This is a genomic window from Leptospira mayottensis 200901116, from assembly GCF_000306675.2.
In the GTDB taxonomy this organism is placed as follows: Bacteria; Spirochaetota; Leptospiria; order Leptospirales; family Leptospiraceae; genus Leptospira; species Leptospira mayottensis.
In genome coordinates this window covers 1-18,489 of the sequence record NZ_CP024873.1, presented here as the reverse complement: position 1 = coordinate 18,489, position 18,489 = coordinate 1, and the positions used below count along the sequence as shown (strand labels likewise).

At 36.4% G+C, this 18,489-nt stretch carries 22 protein-coding genes and 1 pseudogene; 15 read left to right on the top strand and 8 right to left on the bottom strand.

What is annotated here, in order from left to right; translation table 11 throughout:
- Positions 1-34 precede the first annotated feature (34 nt).
- A complete protein-coding gene (locus LEP1GSC190_RS19105; protein ID WP_237578405.1) occupies positions 35-463 on the top strand; it encodes a hypothetical protein in 429 nt (142 codons plus the stop codon).
- A 34-nt stretch (positions 464-497) separates the two neighbouring features.
- On the opposite strand, the pseudogene LEP1GSC190_RS20900 reads toward LEP1GSC190_RS19105, so the two are convergent.
- From LEP1GSC190_RS20900 to LEP1GSC190_RS19075, 7 genes and pseudogenes are all read right to left on the bottom strand, one after another.
- Positions 498-715: pseudogene (locus tag LEP1GSC190_RS20900) on the bottom strand (leucine-rich repeat domain-containing protein); the annotation flags it as partial.
- 275 nt (positions 716-990) lie between these two features.
- A complete protein-coding gene (locus tag LEP1GSC190_RS19095; protein WP_002746249.1) occupies positions 991-1,305 on the bottom strand; it encodes a hypothetical protein in 315 nt (104 codons plus the stop codon).
- A 34-nt stretch (positions 1,306-1,339) separates the two neighbouring features.
- Positions 1,340-1,501, bottom strand: a complete 162-nt coding sequence (locus LEP1GSC190_RS20525; protein ID WP_002746230.1) for a DUF6171 family protein — start codon at positions 1,499-1,501, stop codon at positions 1,340-1,342.
- Positions 1,502-1,505: 4 nt separating this feature from the next.
- On the bottom strand, positions 1,506-1,892 hold the full coding sequence (locus LEP1GSC190_RS19090; RefSeq protein WP_081586379.1) for a hypothetical protein: 387 nt from the start codon (positions 1,890-1,892) through the stop codon (positions 1,506-1,508).
- 50 nt (positions 1,893-1,942) lie between these two features.
- Complete coding sequence (locus LEP1GSC190_RS19085; RefSeq protein ID WP_002746204.1) at positions 1,943-2,716, bottom strand: hypothetical protein; 774 nt, start codon at positions 2,714-2,716, stop codon at positions 1,943-1,945.
- A complete protein-coding gene (locus LEP1GSC190_RS19080) occupies positions 2,706-3,299 on the bottom strand; it encodes a hypothetical protein (RefSeq protein ID WP_002746310.1) in 594 nt (197 codons plus the stop codon). Before LEP1GSC190_RS19080 ends, LEP1GSC190_RS19085 begins: the two co-directional genes overlap by 11 nt.
- Positions 3,296-4,486, bottom strand: coding sequence for a baseplate J/gp47 family protein (locus tag LEP1GSC190_RS19075; protein ID WP_002746228.1), 1,191 nt, complete (start codon positions 4,484-4,486; stop codon positions 3,296-3,298). Before LEP1GSC190_RS19075 ends, LEP1GSC190_RS19080 begins: the two co-directional genes overlap by 4 nt.
- Positions 4,487-4,563: 77 nt before the next feature.
- Here LEP1GSC190_RS19075 and LEP1GSC190_RS19070 point away from each other — a divergent pair, with 77 nt between their 5' ends.
- The 14 genes from LEP1GSC190_RS19070 (at position 4,564) to LEP1GSC190_RS19005 (ending at position 17,790) form a co-directional block, all read left to right on the top strand.
- Positions 4,564-6,447 (top strand): hypothetical protein, encoded by a 1,884-nt coding sequence (locus LEP1GSC190_RS19070; RefSeq protein ID WP_002746289.1) that lies wholly within the window; start codon positions 4,564-4,566, stop codon positions 6,445-6,447.
- A complete protein-coding gene (locus LEP1GSC190_RS19065) occupies positions 6,444-7,127 on the top strand; it encodes a hypothetical protein (RefSeq protein ID WP_002746267.1) in 684 nt (227 codons plus the stop codon). Before LEP1GSC190_RS19070 ends, LEP1GSC190_RS19065 begins: the two co-directional genes overlap by 4 nt.
- A 23-nt stretch (positions 7,128-7,150) precedes the next feature.
- A complete protein-coding gene (locus LEP1GSC190_RS19060) occupies positions 7,151-8,704 on the top strand; it encodes a hypothetical protein (protein ID WP_002746219.1) in 1,554 nt (517 codons plus the stop codon).
- 45 nt (positions 8,705-8,749) lie between these two features.
- The gene (locus LEP1GSC190_RS19055) at positions 8,750-9,139 is read left to right on the top strand and encodes a hypothetical protein (protein ID WP_002746250.1); all 390 of its coding nucleotides are present in this window, start codon (positions 8,750-8,752) and stop codon (positions 9,137-9,139) included.
- Between the two features lie 234 nt (positions 9,140-9,373).
- Positions 9,374-9,595, top strand: coding sequence for a hypothetical protein (locus LEP1GSC190_RS19990; protein ID WP_126160291.1), 222 nt, complete (start codon positions 9,374-9,376; stop codon positions 9,593-9,595).
- Positions 9,596-9,646: 51 nt separating this feature from the next.
- Positions 9,647-10,582 (top strand): hypothetical protein, encoded by a 936-nt coding sequence (locus LEP1GSC190_RS19045; RefSeq protein ID WP_002746262.1) that lies wholly within the window; start codon positions 9,647-9,649, stop codon positions 10,580-10,582.
- Positions 10,575-11,273 carry a hypothetical protein gene (locus LEP1GSC190_RS19040; RefSeq protein WP_002746295.1) on the top strand — a complete coding sequence of 233 codons (699 nt, stop codon included), beginning with the start codon at positions 10,575-10,577 and terminating at the stop codon, positions 11,271-11,273. Before LEP1GSC190_RS19045 ends, LEP1GSC190_RS19040 begins: the two co-directional genes overlap by 8 nt.
- Complete coding sequence (locus tag LEP1GSC190_RS19035) at positions 11,270-12,721, top strand: hypothetical protein (protein WP_002746220.1); 1,452 nt, start codon at positions 11,270-11,272, stop codon at positions 12,719-12,721. The genes LEP1GSC190_RS19040 and LEP1GSC190_RS19035 overlap by 4 nt, the downstream gene beginning before the upstream one ends.
- Before the next feature lie 56 nt (positions 12,722-12,777).
- Positions 12,778-13,518: a hypothetical protein gene (locus tag LEP1GSC190_RS19030; protein ID WP_002746231.1), complete on the top strand. Its 741-nt coding sequence runs from the start codon at positions 12,778-12,780 to the stop codon at positions 13,516-13,518.
- 41 nt (positions 13,519-13,559) lie between these two features.
- Positions 13,560-14,486, top strand: a complete 927-nt coding sequence (locus tag LEP1GSC190_RS19025) for an Rpn family recombination-promoting nuclease/putative transposase (protein WP_002764787.1) — start codon at positions 13,560-13,562, stop codon at positions 14,484-14,486.
- Between the two features lie 90 nt (positions 14,487-14,576).
- Positions 14,577-15,338, top strand: a complete 762-nt coding sequence (locus LEP1GSC190_RS19020) for a hypothetical protein (protein WP_002746247.1) — start codon at positions 14,577-14,579, stop codon at positions 15,336-15,338.
- Positions 15,339-15,353: 15 nt separating this feature from the next.
- Entirely contained in the window at positions 15,354-15,563 is a 210-nt protein-coding gene (locus tag LEP1GSC190_RS19015) for a hypothetical protein (protein ID WP_002746199.1), read from the top strand.
- A complete protein-coding gene (locus tag LEP1GSC190_RS19010) occupies positions 15,550-17,355 on the top strand; it encodes a hypothetical protein (protein ID WP_173380645.1) in 1,806 nt (601 codons plus the stop codon). The genes LEP1GSC190_RS19015 and LEP1GSC190_RS19010 overlap by 14 nt, the downstream gene beginning before the upstream one ends.
- Before the next feature lie 3 nt (positions 17,356-17,358).
- On the top strand, positions 17,359-17,790 hold the full coding sequence (locus LEP1GSC190_RS19005; RefSeq protein WP_002746272.1) for a hypothetical protein: 432 nt from the start codon (positions 17,359-17,361) through the stop codon (positions 17,788-17,790).
- Positions 17,791-17,802: 12 nt separating this feature from the next.
- Here LEP1GSC190_RS19005 and LEP1GSC190_RS19000 read toward each other — a convergent pair whose 3' ends face one another.
- A complete protein-coding gene (locus tag LEP1GSC190_RS19000; RefSeq protein WP_173380644.1) occupies positions 17,803-18,435 on the bottom strand; it encodes an NYN domain-containing protein in 633 nt (210 codons plus the stop codon).
- Positions 18,436-18,489 lie beyond the last annotated feature (54 nt).

Sequence of the window (18,489 nt, the reverse complement as noted above, 5' to 3'; positions counted from 1 at the left end):
TAATTTCAAGAATCAAAAATAGTCCCTGTTTTTGTTGGAGATATATAATCAATTATTATATTTTAAAACATTAAATTCTAAAATTGACAAAATGTTCGGCAAAGATCAAATTCGGTCCTATTCTTTAGGAGTTTTTTATATGATAAAGTTAGAGGGTTTCGACGAATTTCAAAATGGTTTAAAAAATCTTGAAAATAATCTTAAAAAATTATCTGAAAAGAAGGAAATCGGATTTTTAGAATTATTTCCTACTGAATTCATGAGTAAATATACGGATTATTCCAGCGTAGAGGAAATGTTTAGCTCTTCCGGATTTGTAATAAATTCTGAGGATGATTTTACGAAATTAGAAAAAAGCCCGGATTGGGATGCTTTTGTAAGTCAAAATACGAAGTTTAATAGCTGGGAAGAAATGATTAATTTTGCTTCTGATATATATATAAATCAAGTATTGGATAACTAACGGATCTGATTTATTTTTTGATTCAGAAATAATTTTCGGATATTCTTCTCTGTTTTTTTAAATTTGGATTATACCGTAGGTTTAATCTACTAAACTTTTTTAACTTTCCAATTTCTTTTGGTATTTCTAAATACAACGGAAAGATTTTTATATATTATCTCTTCTTTGGGTTGTGATTGTAATTCAAAAAGAAAACAAAAAAATAAAGATTAATTTATAAAAAATATGATGAGATAAAATTCTAAATTTCATATTGATTTTTTAATTAAAATAATAGGTTTAGAAAGCTTTCAATACGAATTTAATAATTTAAAAAATAAGAATCACTACTTCTAAACCGAATAATGCAACAGAAAAACTTTTAAAACGGGATTGAAACTGTTTTTCTATTTTACAAGAAAGAATCGGAAAACCGATCAAGCCTAGGGAAAAATAGTTTCTAAAAATTAAACTGAACTTCTTTTTTTTAAACAATACGATAGAGGTGACTCTTGCGGAAAAAATAAATTTAAAAAACTCTTTTATGCTCATTTTAGGTTTGAAAACTCTTGCGAAAGAATTTTAGACAAATTTATCTGTTCCGAAATGGATTTAAAAACCGATTCTAAAATCTCTTCTGTTTCGTCTTTAGAATGATAGAGACCGAAAGCTTGTGTGGACATTTGATGAAAAATGAGTTCCTTATTTAAACTAGGGTTTTTTTGAATGATTTCACTTGTTTTAGATAGTAGACCTTTAACAAATGTATACGCTTCGTTTGATGCGTCTTTTTCGGATAATCCTTTGTTTTTGGCAATTTGAGTAACCTGCCCGATTTGTTGAAAAATTAAATCCTGATTCATAGTGTTTGTTTTACCTCCACAACAACTCATATCCTTACATCCATTTTTTAATCGGGCAAGACTCATATTTTAATTTTGTTTTTAATCTAACAAAACAACCGCAAACGCTACAACGCTCCAAAAGGAAACCTTTCAGAAGTAAAGGACAAGCAAAACAAATCTCTAAACGAAGATCTAAATCTTTTTTTTCATTCATATATTTAACTCCAAAAACGCCCTTGAATTTGGTATGTGGAAAGTAGTTTCCAGGTAAAAAATTCGTATTTCAAAACTCTATACCGAGTATACCAATTCGATATATAACAAGAATTGCATAGATGTCTACAACAAGTGGAAGTACAACAAAATACAAACCCACCACCCGTCCAACAAAGACCGATACTTGTAGATTGTGAGTATCCTCCAGGACAATCAGGACAAGTAAACCAAGGTCCTAGAGGATAGCAGGAATCATAACCGCCGCACAGATCACAGTCGTTTACTGTCGTACCATAATCAAGATGAGCATCCACGACGTGCCAGGTATCTCCCACAGAATAGGTACCTTTTGGATATACGTCATAACGATTCGAACCAAAATTCCCCACCCAATGACCTCCCGCACCGCTTACGGGTGAGGAAGGGCCAAAAGGTGGGGTTATGCGAAAGGGAGCCAGTTTGCTCCCTCGTCCTTACTCCAATACGCAAAATTTCCTTGAGTCCTGATCCTAAAATTAGCGTTATCAAATCCGGGTGAAGGAGTGGTTTTAATGAAGTTTTTGGATTCTATATAATTATAAAGCCAGTTTATAGCACTGGATAAGGAAGTGTTATCTAATATGTTCGGATTTAAAACGACGTCTACGCCTACAAGTTTCGGATCATATACGGGAAGAGTTCTTACAAGATTTGTAATATTTCCACCGTTTCTCGTATATCTTAAAAGACCGATTCTATTTTGAGTGATTAAAGGATTACCGTTCGTATTTAACCATTGCTCATAAAGACGGGTTCTATACGTTTTACGAGTGGGTTTTGGTTGTGGCTGAAATCTTTCCGTTTGAGAGTTAAAAACGGCGACGGACTTTTCATCCGTCAAAACGGATTCAAATTCCAATTCAAAAATACCTACAACCGAATTCGGGTTCGGAGTAAGGGAGATTTCCGGAAAAATATAAACAGAATCCGATTTTATGAAAATACCGTTATCGACTGAAATCGTATTTTGATTTTGTAATCTTACCTGAAAACCGATAGCAGTGTCGGTATTTCTACCGATACTATAAAGGATCGAAGTTAAAAGAATTCGAACATAGGAATCGTCACCCAAAGCTCCTGAAAGCCTGTTTATGTCATCGGCACTGATCTTTTGGAATACGTTTTGGTAGTATGTTTTTATTTCGTTACTGGTCAGTGAAATTTCAGTCTGCATTTTTAGCCCCTATGTATACGGCAGTACCCGCCGCTAAGATACGATTAAGTTCCGTGATTTGAACGTTGGAAATGGATGAGAAATCCTCTACGAGTATATAACTAACTCCTAATAGAGGGGTTACGATACTTGAGACCGCTTTTGTGTTAGGACCCGGAAGAAAAAGACCCGTATCGGTTGCGGAAACGTCGCTTGTAAATCCAAGTTCGTTACACCTTAAAACCGCATAATCGGGTCTTTGGAAAATTTGAGAGATTTTTGTAAGAGTAGGTTCGTTTGATAACACATAACCTAGGATATATCCCACAAATTCGGGATCGTTCATTCCGGTCGGTCTTTCGATTCCTAAAAGGTTTGCCCATTTGGTCAAAAAACGCCCCTCCGATTGTGTGAGAGTGGAACACTTAGAAGTAAGCTCCTGAAAGGATAAATGCCATTCCACACTGTTATAGAGGGCACCTTTGTTTATATCGTTGATATTCGTAACGGGGGAAAGTTCGGGTCTATCTAGATTTCCCCAAAGACTTTGAAAGGTTGGGTCCGTCGGATTAAACTGAGGTAGCTTATCGAGTAATTTATTCATAACGAATCTACTTTAGAAACTTCGCATGTAATTACACCTAGGGAAGATCCTCCCGTACGGGGAAGATAGGTAGGAGGAACCGAAATGTCACTGGGAAACGGAATCGGGTTTGGGACTGGTTGATTTGCAAGTTTACCGTAGAATTCTAGGATCGTTACTTTATAAAAATCGGAATGGCTTTTTAGAATCGTCGCCTCAACTTGTTTGAGTAAAACGTCAAAACCGATGGAAAGAGTATTTAAATAGGAGGTAAGTGCATTCGTTGCGATTGTACTCGCTTCCTCTAAGGAAACTTGAGAGATATTTAAAACCTCCAGACGAAAACGAACTGTAATTCCAAGAACTGGAATTTTAAAAACGTTTACCCAAGTACCGGCTGCTGAATAGCCAGGAAAATTATCAGGATCGTTTAAGTCCCCTTCGATGGTTTTTAAAACCAAGTTCAAAAGACTTTGGGGTGGGTTTGAGGTACCATCGGATACATAAATATTGATCCAACCAAATTCAAGAGTACCGGAATACGGATTTTTATTCGTCGTGATTTGAGCGCCCGCAATCCCAGGAATCGAAATCACGGCCGTATAGATACCGAGTGGAGTGGATCTACCCAGAGAAATGATAAAATTTCTAAATCTTTTAAGTCTACTTTCTTCGGTCTCTTTGTTGCTACCTCCCGTAAAATCACTCGGATTCCAAACCCTAGTATTTGTAGGCAGTTGAATATTTAAAGAACCTAATCCCTCTTCCGTATTGATGGATAGTCTACGAATATTGTAGTCTGTGCCAGGTTCTTTGGCCCTAATCTCGATTTCTAAATATTCTTGTCCGACTAAAAGAGTAACGGGGGATATGGATTCAAATAAAAGACCAAAAAGGTCTAGAGTGAAAATAGGAATTTCTATATTTTCTAAGTGGTCTTTATATTCTATTCGAACGATACCGATTGATTTTAGACCGGGAAGTCTATTAAAACCTAATGCGTTGTATATTCCTTCCCGGATCGAATAATCAAATCCGTTTAAGGTTCTTAAATCTCCTTCTGCTAAGACGCTTGCAATCGCACAGATCCAGGTATATATACGAGAACCCGGATTAAAATTAGAAAGCCTGGAACCTGAAGCGATTAGATAGTTTTGAATTGCTAGTCTGTATTCTGTTTCCGTTTTGGGAATGTAAGGTAGGGCCACTAACTTTTGAATGTATATTCAAAAAACAATTATCGGGAAATTCCCGATAAAGACAATTTACATACAATATAGAAAAAGTGGGAATCACGGATCTTGCTCAATCGGGTGTAAATACACTTTTAGGACTCAATTCGTATGAGCCTCAAAACGTATTCTCGTTTGCCTTTTATGAAAAAGAAAAAAACGGAGACTATAACCTAAATACAATCGAGAGTAACGAATATTTTTTTGTAAACGGACCCCTAACATATACTGAAAATTTTAAGTATAGAACCAGTATTTCTAAAACGTTCGGTTCGAGTGTAGTCATAGACTACGGACCCGATAACCACGAAATAAAACTAGAGGGTGAATTTCATATCTACCATTTAGGACTCCCCTCAAAACCGAGTAGTTCTATTTCGGGAGGATCTGGATTTGTACAGTCCGCATTTACAGCCGCTAAAAGTATCGTTAAAAATCAGCTTACAAGTTATTATAACAAATTAAGAAGCAGTTATTTGAGTTTTGGAGGGGGAGACTTTCGATCGGGTCTACAGGAATTCCAGGACTTTATGTTTTTACTCCATTATAGTAAAAGTTTAGAAAGGGTAGAATATACTTCAAACGATTCCCAAGCTTCTAAAATCGTTTCCCTATTTTATGAAAAAAGATTCAGTTTTAGAACGCATGCTTTAGTGTTTCGAGATTACGACAGGAATAGAATCGTAGAGGTAGTCATACCAAATAACGGATTTACGATTTCAAGATCCGTTTCCGATACAAATACTTACAAGTATTCTCTTACCCTTGTAACCGTAAAAGAACTAGAAACACAAATCACAAGTAAATCGGTAAGATCCAATTTTAACGTTTTTAGAACCATATCCGGGCTTATGAACGAGCTGGAAAATATAGTCAACCTACCTCTAAAACTATCAGGTGCCTTACTAGGAGTTGCAAACGGAGTACAAGTATTTGCCAGTTCTACAAAAAGGGTACTGACGTCCTGGCCGCGGATGAAGGATCAATTTAATACACAAGGTAAACTAGCAAGAAAAACATTCGAAAACGCTAAAAACGAATTAGGAATCAAAACCAAAAAAAGGGGACTCAGCGAAGACGAAATTTTGGAGAAAATAGAGATTACTTCTAAAAAATCCGCAAGTCATGAGGCTGAATTTAGACAAAACCTAGATACTGCAATCAATGATTCCAATTCCTTAACTCGTTTAATTGCACAAGTTTTAATCCCTGTGGATTCTTCCGGATCCATCGAGGCGATGTCCTTACAGCCCAACGCGGATCTAAGCGATTGGATCGATAACGACGTGTATAGATATACGATTACAATTCAAGAGATTTTAACAGAAATCAAAGCCTTTTTGAATACTTCATCCATAGACAACGAATATAAAATCTATCAAGTAAGTCCAGGTGATAGCTGGGAAAACGTAGCTGAAAAAACATTAGGAGATAAAAACTTAGGTCAAGCATTAGCAAGATTTAATATGAGTAGGGATACTGTAAATTTAGACAAAAGGGCGATTAAAATTCCCTACGGAAAAAATACGAATATATATACTCCCTTACCCGATAACCCGAATCCGAAAGATTTAGAAATCGCAATTATCGGGTGTGACCTAAAATTAAACGAAAATAGGGGAATTGAAATCTCACCTACTGGAGATCTCGCTTTGGTTATGGGGGATGAGGCGTTAGTCAACGAAAAGTTAGATATAATCGACATGGTGGAAGGTTCTTATCTTTCGGATAAAACGTTAGGTAATCCGATTTTACCGGGGGAAATTTTAGACGAAATGTTAAAAAATAAACACATTCAAAATATATTAAGTCAATTCAGATCAGACCCTAGGGTAAAAACGGTTAATTTTTTGAATACTCTACAGGAAAAGGATACGTATTATTTTAACATAAAGATAGAGTCGATAACCGGAACTAGTTATATACTATCCGTATGAGGGGAAACTTTACAAACGACACATTTGAGTTTGAACAAAAACCGCATTCTAAGGATTCAAAAATTACACCTAGTATGTTTGCAACCGTTACCGAAGTACTTCCTCGTTTTCGTGTGAACGTACTCACCACTTTCGGAGAAATCTTTTTAAAGGTAAGAACGTTAGGTCCCTTTTTATATCCGGATGGAAAAGCGCACGGTAGGGCTTATGGGATCAAAAAAAATCAACTCGTTTTAATCGAGTTTATAGGAGGTTCGTATCGTAGTCCCGTAGTTACGAAAGTATTTCCTTTTCCGACCAAAGATTCCGATTTATTAAACCTAAACGAGTTTTCTAGAAAATATCCTTTTTTGAATCCTGAAAAAGATATAATCGATTTTCATGAATCCGGTTATTTAACCAGACAAACCACAAATAAGATAGAGGTGTATGACCAGGACCAGACAGTAATTCTTGAAATCGATTTTTTAAACTCAAAAGCAAAGATTAATCTAAACGATTTAGAAATAACCGCAAATACCAAAATTACCGGAAGTTTAGAAGTCGATGGGGATATAAAATCTAGTGGTTTAATCGAGTCTGAAAAAGATATCATCTCCAATAAAAAATCATTTAACGAACACGGTCACGGATATAACCCAGGGCCCTTACCACCTTCTAAAACTTCCCCTCCGATATAACATAACTATATTCTATTTATATTATGGAGAAATTATCAATATCCAAAAGAACCGATATTTCCATTCCACCTAAACGGTTTTCGATAGAAATCAGGCTTCCCGGTTCCTCTGAAAATCTTTTTTTTCCGGTGGAATATGTGACTCATATACGGTCACAAAGATCTTTAAGTCCTGGAAGAGGTGGAATCACACTTACAATTCCCTGGCAAGAAAAATATATCGTACAGGTGGGGGAAGACGAGTCACTTCCAATTTCGGAAATGAAAACGTTTGAAACTAAAAGTTTTCAGGAGATATTTCGAGTCAGAAGTATCGTTTTACTCTATTACGACAATTCAAACGGTAAATCAAAATCAAACGGATTTAAAAAACTCAATTCCGGTAAAATTAAGACAATCACAAAAGATTTTTCACCAGAAGCGAATTCTTTTAAATCCGTACATATAACGAGTCTAGAAACGATCCTAACAGACACAGATTTTTTTATAGACTACCAACGAACCCAAGGAAGACCCGGAACTAGAACACAAAGTACTTATGCAGGAGTGATAACGAGTGCAACAAAAGTGTTTTTACAGGGACAACTTAGTGATTTAATTAAAAACTTTTGGGATGAATTTTTTTGTAATCTATTAAACGTTTCAAGATATTGTGATCATAACGTCTTAAAACCGACTACAACTGAAAACGATCCGAACGCCTTACTTTCCATACTATTACCGAGAAGGGCATACACGGAACAGTTCGTATACGAGTCTCAAGTATTGTCCAGTTTTACAGTCGGTCAGTATGTAAACTTTTGGGAGATACTAAGGTCCTATCTTTGTGAGCCACTTTATGAACTATTTGTAGATCCATTAGAGACTTTTGATATAGAGGGAGTATTCGGACAGGGAATAAGTTTTGGGGAAATCGGATCCAATCGACTCGAAACCTATGACGTTGGAAATAAGGAATCCAAAGTGATATTTCGACCTACTCCATTTTATATGTTTGGAACAGACGGTAAATACAGGGACTTAGAAAGTTCTAGGATAGATGCGGTTTATAGTTTCGATTTAGAGGATATTCAAAATTATAGAATCGAGGAAAATGAGGAAAATATAGTGTCGGGTGTACATGTGATTCAAAACACGTTTCAAACCTTTGGGACTGTGCTTTCAGAACCTAAGTATGAGGATAGGATCCGGTCGATTTTTGGACCAAAGTTTTTACACGTAAAAATCCCGGGTCTTATTTTTAGAGAGGAAAATCTAAGACAATCGAGTAAAGAGAATTATAAAACGGAACTTTCTAGCATTCGGGATTTATTATTTTCTATATTTTGTGATTTAGAGGAATTAAAAATCACAAACGGAAGTTTTGAAATTCCGTTTATACCCATAAGACCGGGAATCCCTTTTCAGATCGATATTGATCCTCTAAAAAAATATCCATTCAATACGAATGAAATCTGTAAATTTGGATATATAACGGACGTAGTGGATGAGTTTAGCCCAGGTCAAGCGCGTGCGAATACGACAATTTCCTTTAAATGGGGACCGAATTTAGACTTTAAATCCGAAATTAAGAGATAGTAAAAAAGAAAACCGATACATTCCAATTTTGCTATATTGACAAGTATGCCCGCTTTTTTAGGTCCGTTTTCGTCGGATGAAATTTTAACGGAAAGTCAGGAAAAAAGTCTAAAAATCTCACAAGTGGTGGAATTGGATTTTTCAAGCCCACTCGGAAGTTACAACCTAGGCGAAATATTACCGATAGGAACGATTGTAAACAAGTTGATCGTAAAAGTGGATAAAGCTTTTAACGAATTACCCATTCTAACGATCGGAAATACGATATCACCTGATATTTGGTTAGATACTTCCAGTTTGGACTTTTCGATGGAAGGAATATATTTAGTGGAATGTTATGATCGTGTAAATACGGCGACTCAAGCAAAAGTCTACTGGAATCCAAAAGATACTATAAAAGGAAGATTAAAGGCGTATTTAATCACTTCTTTTTAAAACAAAAAAAGGTTTTCGGACTATAAAAATCCAAAAACTACAGTAGAAGTTATTCGATAACCCTACTAATTAAAATGGAATTAATTGAGTATAACAAGCTTTTTGAAAGTAAGTCATACATTCAAATAGAAAATAAATCTGATTTAAAAATTCATCCGATAAAAAAGGGACATGATTCATAATTGAAACAAAACTTTGAAAAAAATAAAAGTTCCAGACGTCTTAAAATATATTATGGACCCTGAATTAAAAATAGAGGAAGGTGTAATATATAACCTGTTCTACATGGGTTTACCCGTAAAAGGTTATTATCTTTCCGGGAACTGGTTTTTAATGGGTTTTACTGCAAGAGTGATTAAAAGTTTAAAAATCCATCCTGCCGGTTATTTTTTAATTATTTATCAGTGTAGTTATTTTAAGGTATTATTTCGTTTTTTACTGGGTGAATATAGATAAAAGTAAGTCTTTTTTTTCCGATACGATTTTAAACCGTTTAAAGTCTTCTTTATGGAGACAGTATTTTTACATCCTTTTCAAATCTTAAAAGCAAGTCCCGAAGAAAGAAGCGGCACGATTAAAATTTTAGTCAAAGCGTCCACGGAAGAAGAAGACAAACAAGGCGAAATTATCCTCAAATCCGCATACCAAGACCCTTTGATGCGTAAGGAGTTCTTAAACGAGGGTTATTTTGATTATAACCATTTAACGGATATAATCGACAAGGAAATCACAGAACTCAGATCCCAAAATAGACTGACCGCGTCTCATTTAGTCGAATTACAAAAATCTAAAATAGAATCGATCATAGGGGGAGCCGTACAGATCGGATACAAGGACGATTTTCCCGCAAATTTAAAAATTTCAGACGAAGGATTGTATATCCTGGGAAATTTATTTCCGGAAAATAAATTCGCCGAAGAAATTAGAAAAGGACTACAAGCAGGATTTCACGGATGGGGTGCATCCGTATCCGGATACGCAAGACCCATCGACAAACAAGGAAATAAAATCCGTAAAATCAAACTTAAAAAATGTGCGATTGCACCCATACAAGAAGTGTATAACCCGAATACGTCAGTACAACTTTTAAAAGGTGCGGTATTTTTAAAAGACATAGATAAAGAAATGGATTCAAATCAGGAAGGGTATAAAAACCGAAATCAAATCCTAAAAGAAGAGAAAGAATTAGTGGAAAGAATTCAAAGAGTGGAAAAAAAACTTCAGTTTTTTACTAAAATCATAGAACTAGACCCGACACTACAAGAGCGATTTTTAAAAACCATCTTCTCCGATATCTCAAATCGGTTTAAAAATAAGGAAATGAATCTAGGATCGATTGTCCTTAAATCCGTACTTTCTGAGGAATATCACTTAGAAGGAGAGGAATTAGAGACGTTATCGGATCTATTGTTTTTAAAACTGAACGGGGAAAAATATGCTTAAAAGCGCAATTTTACGACTCAAAGAAAAAGTATCTGAGAATACGAATATATCAAAATCGAATATTCAAGATACAAAACCGGATCTGGAAAAATTAAACGGTGAGGTGACAAAACTTTTAGAAGCGGGGAGTCTTTTACCGGAAAAGGAAAAAATAGAAATTTGGGCACTTTCTCAAGGTTTGGAGGAGGCCGAAGCTACTGTATTTGCGGGAGATACCGTAAATTCTTATTTTGAGAATTCGGAGGAAGAAACCAAATCCAAAGAAAAAAAAGAGAAAGAATTAGAAGAAAAAATTCAAAAATCAGAACTATTTTTTGAAGAGGTTAAAAACACATTCGAAATCCTTAAAGCAGGTCAAGAAACGCTTGCCGAAGCGATTTCCTATCTTTTGGAAAAATCAGAAGAGAATACGAATCTAAAAACGGAAATTTTAACCTTAAAATCCCAAATCGGAAATTTATCCAAAGAAAAAAACGAAACAAAAAATCCTGTTACGACTCAGATTCAAAAATCGAATCTAAACGGTGTGATAAGCCACTTAGATAAAGACAAAATTTCGAACAGAATCATTGAGCTAATTAAACAAGGAAAATGCCGGATCGAGGATCTTTCTTTTTTTGAATCCACACACAAACTATCCGAAAGAGTTCAAAAATTCTGTAACGAAGAATATAAGGAAAATCAAATATGACAGGACCCTATACATTAGAACAGTTAGTGGAAATTCAAAAAGGATTTCAGGCAAACACGGCTTTGAATGGAGCTTCTCCGTTTGTAGATTTTAACTCATCGGGTGCCACATTATCCATGCAATCTTTGGATAAGGTTTTTGTGGCACTTGCCTCCACGGATAAGGATTTTAAATTTTTTAACGAAGTACCAAGACGACAAATTACTCAAACCATAGCGGAATATAACCGGTACAAATCTCATGGTGGTGGATGGTTTCATACTTCGAATATCGGACAATCCGACGAACCCACATTCACAGACGCACAGATGGAACGAATATATAGCGAGGTGAACTATAGCGCGGAAGGATTTTCTTTTAACAGGGTGGTCGATACTGTACAGAATATACAAGATCCGGAACTGATACAGTCAAATGCAGCTTTAAAAAGAGCAATGGAAAACCAAATGCGACGATTTTGGTTCGGGAATAAAAAACACAATAGAAACGAACAAGACGGTTTTAAAACCCATGCCAAAAATTTAGGGAATGAATTTTATACGGATTGTAGGGGTTCATTACCTTCAATCGATCAAATGAAATATATTACGTCTAGAATTCGTACCAGATATTTTGGACTTACGAATTATGCAAAAATGCACCCTTCTACCAAAGCCTTATACGATCAAACATTTGATCGTAGCGGTTCCGGAATGGTGGTTCAAAATAACAGTTATTCACCTGGAAACGTTTCCTTGTCGAATAACGTATATGGTGTGATCGATTCCAATTCCAAAAATAATTTTATACAATTTGACGATGATATTTGGATGGATAGTCATGAATGGGGTGTTCCTATGCGTTACGATCAAAACGGAAATCGTGTAGAAGGGCCGACGAGTGATAAGGAAGCTCCTCCTACACCTAGTTTTACCCTTACTGTAATTCCTTCCGTTCCTAATTCTTTATTCACCGGATCCTATGTAGGAGATTATAGCTACCGGGTTTGTGCTGGGAATTTAAGACATTTTTCAGGTCCTTCCAATGTAGAAAACATATCCATTCCAAACGGAGGAGCTGCGGAGTTAAGTATAACCCCGGGAGTAGGAGGTATTCTGGAAACACGTTATGTGATATTTAGGGAGACTACTCCAAGCTCCAGCTTGATTCTATATATGAAAACGGTGGAAAGGAATTTAGTGGGAGCGGTTACGATCGTACAAGATCTAAACGAGGATCTTCCAGGAACCACGATTATGGTTTTGGGGGACTTTAACACAAAATCTTCCAGTGACGAAACAAGAACTCTAATTTTGTCCGAACTTCTACCCTATACAAAAACACTGTTTCCGTATGGTGCGGGTGGTGCTTTACGAACAAGGCTTGGAATCGTAGAAGGGTATAGCGTCTTACAAGAGTTAGCTCCTGAAAAATTCCACGTGTTTACAAACGTACCTGTAAGACTTTAGCAATTGATTCCACGATCAGTATCCTTCTTTTAAAGGGGTGGTAATACCCCTTTTTTATGAATTACGAAACTCTTTACAAACAAGGTAAATTTCCAAGAACTCAAAAAATACTGAGTACGATAGCCTTAGCCGCTAAGGAATCATGGACACATAACGTATTATCCGCAAAACCATCTTGGTGGGGTAGAATGGCTATGTCAAATAAGTCGGGTGGGGGAGGTGGGATTTTAATCCAGGAAATTCCGGGAGGTTACCGAGTTTTTCACCCAAACAAGGGAAAATATAACTATATGGCTGTGATTGAAAAGGGGAGACCTAGGTATGACATGAGGCCATCTTTACTGGGAGGGAGTCGGGCACGTATGGGAAAAAATGGACCCTATGTAATCGTTCCAATCACAAAAAACGAGGATGGAACACCTCTGTCTTTTAAAAAAAATACGATCAATTCAGTCATTATAAAGACAGGAAGTTTTAAGGAAGAAAACGCACATGGTCAACTAGTCACAAGAAACAAATACAAGTACAGACAAGACCCTGGTATGACAGGACAAGGAGATGTATTTGCACGAGAACAAAGATACAAAAATGGAAACGTTCAGAGGTCTCTTGTAAAATTTGTAGTAGTCAACGAACGCAGCAGAGATTTTTTTCAAGCGGCCATTCCTGCGCAAAAGGTATTTAGCGGAGTGAAAGAGGACGTTAAAAAAGCACTCAAATCCAAACAGTTAAAAAAAGCGGTCGCCTTGGATACTAAGGATTTAATCAAAGAACTACTCAGTAAAAAAAGAAAATGAACCTTTACAAATAGAGATTATGTTCATTTATTTAAAATACCATGTCTGATATGACAAATCCACATGATCGTTTCATCCGGGAAGCTTTACAGGACAAAGAGGATGCGATTTCATTTTTTAAATTTAATTTACCCGAAAATGTAATCGAACTTTTAGACTTAAAACGTTTAGAACTTACACAATCTAGTTTTATTTCGGAAAACCTAAAAGAAGAACAAACCGATTTACTCTTTCAGATCCCACTGAAATCCGGGAAAAAAACAAACGTCTATCTATTATTTGAACACAAAAGTTATTTGGATGAGGCAGTCTTTAGTCAACTATTAGGTTATATATCCGCGATTTACAAGTCTCAATATAGGGCGGATAAAAAATATTCAGTCGTGATTCCGTTTGTATTCTATCACGGTGAAAGGTTTTGGACTTTAGGAAATAGTTTTCAAGATAGATTCATACTCTCCAAAAACGAAGAGGAAGTATTTAAAAAATACATTCCGGATTTTGAGCTAGAATTATTCGATCTGTCCAAAGTGGATCTAAGCCGATTGGAAAGTATCACCCTAAGAGTCATTTTAGGAGTGGTTCAAAAAATTTGGGAAGGGGATACTTCTTTTTTAAGTCATTTAGGTGAAGTTTTTGAACTCTTAGCAGGTCTAAAAAACGAATCGAAAAGGGTTGAAATTTTACAAAAACTGTTTTTGTATATATTTAATGTAAGAGAACTTGAACCGACTGAAATTACAAATTTACTCAGTCATTCTAAGATTAGTAGAGATTACGAGGATTTAGCCATGACAACAGCCGAAAAATTAAGAAAAGAAGGTGAAATTAAAGGTAAAATCGAAGGTAAAATCGAAGGTAAAATTGAAACTGCCAGAAATATGTTATTGGATGGCGTCAGTTTAGAATATGTATTAAAGATTACGGGACTTACAGAGCAAGACCTAAAAGACCACGGAGTGATATAACTTTCTTCCTTCTAAAAATCTAAACATAGATTTACTCTATTCCAAATTTTAAAAACCGATAATTTAAAAATAAAATAAGCTTCCCTTTAAATGGATTTCAGTTTAAAGGAAGAAGAAGTCAGAAGACAGGGCGGCCAAGATAAAGGAGCCGTTTTTATAACATACCCCGCACCCCCGGAAGACGTTGTCGTAGACTATTTTAGGAATTTTATTTCCTTAACAGGACTTGAAGAAAGAAATTTAAATGTACCGGTAATTCACGGTCATCCATTATTCCAGGAAGGAATATCAAATAAAGGACCAAACACTAAATTTCCAAAAATCGGAATTGAATGCGCAACTGAAAGACACACTCAAGTTTTAGGACTGAGCGAACACCACTTCAAAAACTCAGCACAGTTTATAAACTACCTTACCGAAATTTCACAAACCCCAGAATCTAGAAGACTACCCACAAAATCCTTTTTAGACGAATTCTCACGTAACAAATACTTTCAACAGTTTCAGTTTAACTGCGAATCCGATGTAATTATCACCGGATTTTCATCGGGTGCAAGCGGAAGAAATTCAAATAAGTTTATATACGACTCTTCGTTAGCTTTAACCCTGCTCATGACAAACGACTTACCTGTCCTGCATCCGGGTGTAACCGTATTTTTACCCGAAGATACAGAATCTAACTTAACAACAAACGATTTTGCCGAACCTTTTTGGGGTTTTGAAATCAAAGTTAAAATCGTACAAACAAAATCGATCTTTAGGACAAAACCTAAATTCCTTTTTCCCGATACAAAGGAATTCGACCTATATTTGTCAAAAAGCAGAAGTCAGTTTAAAAACTTAAGCTCTTAAAAAAGGTCATAAAGAATGGAGACAGAACAAAGTAAAGGTAAGGAGAAGGAATCAAAAAACAACTCGAATAAAAAAGAAACTCCGGATGAGTTTCTTTCCAGAAAAGAAAAAGAATTAGGAAAAATCATCTCTCCCCGATTTCGGAATTACTTTAAAAGAGAACTAAAGGCAATCTCAAACGCTTCCTTTGAAGCGGTTTGGGAGGCCGTAAGTGGGAACGCGTGAAGTAGAATTTTTAGGACGTGGATACATCCAGCCCGGTTCTCGTGGCGCTTTTCGTACCAAACCACAAAGTGCGGGAATATCACCCGATTTTAATACTCTAATACTCATAGGACCTAGCGATAACGGACCCTATACAAACGATCCATCACTACCACTCACGAAGAGGGTATTGGAGTTTGGAGGACCAGACGAAGCAAGACAAATCCTAGGATCGGGGGATTTAGCAGATGCGGTAGTTTGTGCGTTCTCTCCCTCGAAAGACTCCAGGTTTGCAAACGGTCCACAAACGATCAAAGCACTCAACGTTTCACAAAATAAGTCCGCAAGCGCTTTAGTTTTTGCAACTACATTAGGAATAACGAATACTGTAAAAGCGATAACCCCGGGGCCTAAAGGGAATCAGCTACGGTTTAGGGTCTCAAATAACGGAACCATACTACAAGTCGCCGACAACGAAAGCATTTTAACTTCTCAAACCCTTGAGGCAAACGACCTTAGAATCCAATACATAGGAAACGCTTCAAACGCTATATTGAGTTTTGATGGCATTACTTTAAGAGTGACATTATCTGGCACGGCATCGACGGACCTAAGTAAGGATTTAGTAGTCGATATAAAAAGTTATGAGACACTTTCTGAGTTAGTATCCTATATTTCCAGTCAGGTCGGGTATACGGCCGTATTACTTTCCCAACCCGATCGAAAAACTAACACACTCGATCATATACAATTAACGGAAAACTTAGACGTAAAGTCAATACCTCAAACTTTAAAGTCCTTACTCTTTAGACAAGAATCATTTTTTAATTCAAGCGGACTTTTAGAAATCATATCCCAAGATAAAAAACCACTTTCTGATCTTTCCGGATTTGTGTATTTGTCGGGTGGAGTCACAGGAGCCGCTACCACTAAAAGTTATCTGGATGCGATTGATACTGTATTTGATACGGAAGCAGTCAAAGGATTTTATATAAACGTATGTACATCTCTTGAACCGGTAAGACTTTATTTAGCGGATAAACTCGCAAACGGAAATTCAGCCGAAGGATCGGATGAAAGGTTCGGAGGAGCAGGACTTGACCTTGAAAAGTCGATTGATGAAAGAATAGAAGATATAAAGTCTTTAAACTCGGAATATATGGTGGCCGGGTTTTCACCACTTATCAGATACAAAGCAGATCGAATCAATTTAAGAACTTATCCGGGTTGGATGATCGCGGTCTTACACAACGCAATTAAAGCTTCCTCGAACGTAAGGGAAACTGCTACATTCAAGGATTTGAATATAGTGGATGCCCCCGAAATTTTAACAAAAACTCAGATTAAAAACGTATTACGCGCGGGAGGTCTTGTAATCACAAAAAAACCGAATGCCGGTCCTTTTAAGATAGAGTTCGCACTCACAACCTATCAGTCCCAAAACCTGATTAGAAACCAAGCTTCGACCGTATGCACCGCTTTGGCTTTGGTAAAGGATTTAAGAGAATGGTTAAACGTAACCTTTACGGGGGAAATACCTACAGATCCGGAAGCTCTCGGGACAAGTCTGACCGATGCGGATATACGAACGGCTGTAATACAAAGGATTCGTAATGTGTATATCAGGCAATACGGTTGGTTGACTCGTAATATATATACGGGTGAAGACGCCTTTGATGAGAATTTTGAGATACGTCGGGACGGTGACGTTATCTATTTTATATTCCCAGACGGTAAGATTGTAACTCCGATCAACTATATGTTCTTCCTACTGAATTTAGACGTCGTACGTGGCGCTAGAAGTGAGGTTTAGAATATGGCTAAAAGTTCAAAACCCAATCCTAAAGTTTTAACCGGAAATGACGCAATCGTTAAAATCAACGGTCTTACAGTCGGTTTTATGAAATCGATTCGAGTCAGTATCAATAACAACCAAGGAAGGATACAGGCTTTAGGAACAAGAAAACCGAAGGGTTTAAAAAGTCTCGATTGGCAAGGAACCGCATCGGGTGAGTTTCATATTTTGACGATTCCCGTAGAAGGTGTAGTCAAAATAGATACGTATAACGACGAACATGCGGACGATTTCTATGACATTCTCATCATAGAAAAAAGAAGCGGTAAAAGGGTGGGTATGCTTACGGGTGGAGTCAACACGGAAGGATTTAGTATCTTAAATAACGAAATGAGCGGAAGAGAAATCGAATTCGAACTCGTGGACTGGGAACCGATGGAAGCATTTAATTAGAAATATGAAATATTAATGCCATTCAAGTGGTTTGGTAATTTGGTTTCCATCCTTGTCTATAACCGTGTCCGGGAACTGTGAGTTTATAACTGTATTAAATCGAATGGATTTCATAAAATCACAGTTCTGTAAAAGAACTTTACTAGGATTATTTTGCGGATTTAAATAACCAACAGACTTTTTTAAATCGTTTCTTATAATTCTAACCGGTTCTAAAAGATCTGAGTCTCCTGAAATAATTACAGCGGTATCATATTCATTTTTACAACCGTCAAAAATCATGTGTGAGGCTAAGTTTACGTCCGATCCTTTCTCTTCCGTTTTTATAACTTCTACAAAACCTTTTCCATCGGAACGCATCATTTTGATTGGATGAGATAGAAAATGTCCGAAATAAATATCGAAATTTGGGATTGTTCTTAATGCTTTAATATAGACTTGTTGGCGTCGTAACTGTCCAGGATCATTTTGCCTAGGTTTAACCATAGCAGTATAATATTTAATTTTTATAATGTTATTTTTTTCTTTAGGAAGAAGAAAAGTGCAAAGTTTTCCAAAGTCTACCCATTTATATTTTGTACTTTTAACTTTACCGTAATAAAAGTTAAATCCGTCGATGTAGACAAAAGTTCGCTTAGGAGTCATAATAAAGCAAGGGCTACCTCTTACGAGATAGCCCCGCGCCCTACGCATTACCAT

What these genes read in the sequence shown, in the direction of transcription:
- LEP1GSC190_RS19025 (WP_002764787.1), top strand. Translation starts at nt 13,560, where the DNA reads ATGTCTGATATGACAAATCCACATGATCGTTTCATCCGGGAAGCTTTA.
- LEP1GSC190_RS19045 (WP_002746262.1), top strand. Translation starts at nt 9,647, where the DNA reads ATGGAGACAGTATTTTTACATCCTTTTCAAATCTTAAAAGCAAGTCCC.
- LEP1GSC190_RS19080 (WP_002746310.1), bottom strand. Translation starts at nt 3,299, where the DNA reads ATGAATAAATTACTCGATAAGCTACCTCAGTTTAATCCGACGGACCCA.
- LEP1GSC190_RS19065 (WP_002746267.1), top strand. Translation starts at nt 6,444, where the DNA reads ATGAGGGGAAACTTTACAAACGACACATTTGAGTTTGAACAAAAACCG.
- LEP1GSC190_RS19085 (WP_002746204.1), bottom strand. Translation starts at nt 2,716, where the DNA reads ATGCAGACTGAAATTTCACTGACCAGTAACGAAATAAAAACATACTAC.
- LEP1GSC190_RS19095 (WP_002746249.1), bottom strand. Translation starts at nt 1,305, where the DNA reads ATGAATCAGGATTTAATTTTTCAACAAATCGGGCAGGTTACTCAAATT.
- LEP1GSC190_RS19990 (WP_126160291.1), top strand. Translation starts at nt 9,374, where the DNA reads ATGGACCCTGAATTAAAAATAGAGGAAGGTGTAATATATAACCTGTTC.
- LEP1GSC190_RS20525 (WP_002746230.1), bottom strand. Translation starts at nt 1,501, where the DNA reads ATGAATGAAAAAAAAGATTTAGATCTTCGTTTAGAGATTTGTTTTGCT.
- LEP1GSC190_RS19060 (WP_002746219.1), top strand. Translation starts at nt 7,151, where the DNA reads ATGGAGAAATTATCAATATCCAAAAGAACCGATATTTCCATTCCACCT.
- LEP1GSC190_RS19005 (WP_002746272.1), top strand. Translation starts at nt 17,359, where the DNA reads ATGGCTAAAAGTTCAAAACCCAATCCTAAAGTTTTAACCGGAAATGAC.
- LEP1GSC190_RS19015 (WP_002746199.1), top strand. Translation starts at nt 15,354, where the DNA reads ATGGAGACAGAACAAAGTAAAGGTAAGGAGAAGGAATCAAAAAACAAC.
- LEP1GSC190_RS19055 (WP_002746250.1), top strand. Translation starts at nt 8,750, where the DNA reads ATGCCCGCTTTTTTAGGTCCGTTTTCGTCGGATGAAATTTTAACGGAA.
- LEP1GSC190_RS19000 (WP_173380644.1), bottom strand. Translation starts at nt 18,435, where the DNA reads ATGACTCCTAAGCGAACTTTTGTCTACATCGACGGATTTAACTTTTAT.
- LEP1GSC190_RS19020 (WP_002746247.1), top strand. Translation starts at nt 14,577, where the DNA reads ATGGATTTCAGTTTAAAGGAAGAAGAAGTCAGAAGACAGGGCGGCCAA.
- LEP1GSC190_RS19030 (WP_002746231.1), top strand. Translation starts at nt 12,778, where the DNA reads ATGAATTACGAAACTCTTTACAAACAAGGTAAATTTCCAAGAACTCAA.
- LEP1GSC190_RS19040 (WP_002746295.1), top strand. Translation starts at nt 10,575, where the DNA reads ATGCTTAAAAGCGCAATTTTACGACTCAAAGAAAAAGTATCTGAGAAT.
- LEP1GSC190_RS19035 (WP_002746220.1), top strand. Translation starts at nt 11,270, where the DNA reads ATGACAGGACCCTATACATTAGAACAGTTAGTGGAAATTCAAAAAGGA.